We start from the raw sequence: 1,875 nt of genomic DNA on the forward strand, positions 1-1,875 counted from the left end.
GGCTTGTTGGATTGCGGTAAATGCGCGGTTAACTTCTTGATAATCTGGCGGATAGGCGGGATGATCGACGGTATCGAGAGGATAAACCTCATGCAAGCAAGTAACTACCAGCAAACAGGGAATATTTGGATACTGCTGGCGTAACTGTTTAGCAATTTGTCGTAGCGTGTCAGTTGCAAAATCATTAATTTTGACGGTGAGAATGAGGATTCTAGCAGAACGAGTTTCCTTTTTTAAATCGCCAACTAACTCCTGAATGATTAATTGAGTATCTTGTTTAACATCACCCAGCCCTACTGTATCGGTAAAAATCAGTAACGGCAGGTCATTGGAAGGATAGGCATAGCGCTCTGTATGTTGGGTGTGAGGGCGAAATCCCTGACCGACAATTTCGGCAGAAACTCCCGTCAATCCCCGGACAATTGAACTTTTTCCAGCTTGGGGTTTACCAATTAGGAGGGCTTCTGTGGTTGGCAGTTCGGCTCGAACTTTCTCTAAAATCTCTGCAATCTGAGTTTCGCTCACACTAAACCATCCAACAAGCGTCTGTGCCACTTGTTCTACGGGTAAGAGTTGCGTTAGATGTGTTGTTGCTTTGTTCCAGACACCACCAATGCGGTTTGTCCACGAATCATCGACCGACTTGGTAGTTGCTCCATCGGTCGTTTCACTCAATTGCTGAGAATCAGTTGACGGTGAGTCAGCATCACGTTGCTCAGTCATTTCCATCTAAACGTAGAAGACCCTTTTACTAATCTTATAGCGATTCTCAAAGGGATAACTAGTATTGTATCAACTTGGGCGATCGCGTTTTGGAGGTAGCGGTGTCTCACAATGCTAAAGGAACCGTCGCCGTAGAAAAACGTAGCAAGGGACTTCCAACTAAAAAAATAATCAATCGTTTGGGAAGGCAAGGGGAGCAGGGGAAGCAGGGGGAGAAAAATTGGATAGTGACGTTGGATGTAGGAATTGAGTAATTTACTTCTTGGATGTCCCCAAGGCAAATTTATTGTTTCGGCTGACAATGCCATTGTATCGACTGACAATGTTAATACGAAACTAAAGTTATGGACATCTGAGGGAAGCTTACCTATAGCTTGGTTCAATCAAATCAGCGATTGCCTTCGCCAATATATCTGGATCTACCGATTTAGAAATATGCATTTTAAATCCTGCTGCTAGTCTGTGAGGCGCTCTTTCCAGTATCCCGGTTCGCGGCTACAGTGCATCACCGCCAAAATTAAAACGTAATCTTCCTCAATGGTGTATAAAATTCCGGCGTTGCATATTTGCGGGATGATTTGACAACTTCTAAAATTCCTCCCCTGCTTCCTCTGCCCCCCCTGCCTCCCCTGCTTGCCCTAATTCATCCCAACGCCAAAATTCCATAGGGGAATTTGCGCGTTAGACATCGACGAATGTCTTCGTCAACAACAGCCCAGCGAGTCGGTGACTGGATAATTCGGAAAATGGCATCCTCAACCGCATTAATAAATGCTTGTGCTAATTCAACTCGACGCTCTGCGTAAAACTTGACTGCTTCACCGTATTCAATTAATGCTGCTGGATGAAAGACGTATTTCATTGCTCCAAAATTTGTCTCACCCTAGCTAAGGCTTCCTCTCCAGGAATGGGTTCAATTGCACCACTGCGAACTTCATCTCTACGCTTCTTGGCTTCATCTGTCCACAGTATTTGAAGTGTTTCGTCTACATCAAATTCAAGACTTTCAAGCAGCTTTTCTGCCAACAATGCTCTCGCTGCACTGGGTAAAGCTAAGGCTTCTTTCATGACTTGCTCAACAGATGCCATAATTACTAAAAGCATAGGGACTATCCAGAGTCTAGCAGGAAAGTAGCGGACGTGGACAGTGAA

4 protein-coding genes are annotated in these 1,875 nt (G+C 44.7%); 1 reads left to right on the plus strand and 3 read right to left on the minus strand.

What is annotated here, in order from left to right; all coding sequences use genetic code 11:
* Window positions 1-723: GTPase family protein (locus VE944_RS02625; RefSeq protein WP_324971858.1), on the minus strand; the 723-nt coding region annotated here is incomplete at its 3' end.
* Window positions 724-824: 101 nt separating this feature from the next.
* Between VE944_RS02625 and VE944_RS02630 the strand changes: the two genes are divergently transcribed.
* Complete coding sequence (locus VE944_RS02630; protein ID WP_324971861.1) at window positions 825-977, plus strand: hypothetical protein; 153 nt, start codon at window positions 825-827, stop codon at window positions 975-977.
* Window positions 978-1,366: 389 nt separating this feature from the next.
* On the opposite strand, the gene VE944_RS02635 is transcribed toward VE944_RS02630, so the two are convergent.
* Window positions 1,367-1,585, minus strand: a complete 219-nt coding sequence (locus tag VE944_RS02635; RefSeq protein ID WP_324971864.1) for a hypothetical protein — start codon at window positions 1,583-1,585, stop codon at window positions 1,367-1,369.
* Window positions 1,582-1,812 carry an addiction module protein gene (locus tag VE944_RS02640; protein ID WP_324971867.1) on the minus strand — a complete coding sequence of 77 codons (231 nt, stop codon included), beginning with the start codon at window positions 1,810-1,812 and terminating at the stop codon, window positions 1,582-1,584. The genes VE944_RS02635 and VE944_RS02640 overlap by 4 nt, the downstream gene beginning before the upstream one ends.
* Window positions 1,813-1,875 lie beyond the last annotated feature (63 nt).

Origin of the sequence: Nostoc sp. (genome assembly GCF_035638895.1) — a bacterium.
GTDB lineage: Bacteria > Cyanobacteriota > Cyanobacteriia > Cyanobacteriales > Nostocaceae > Nostoc.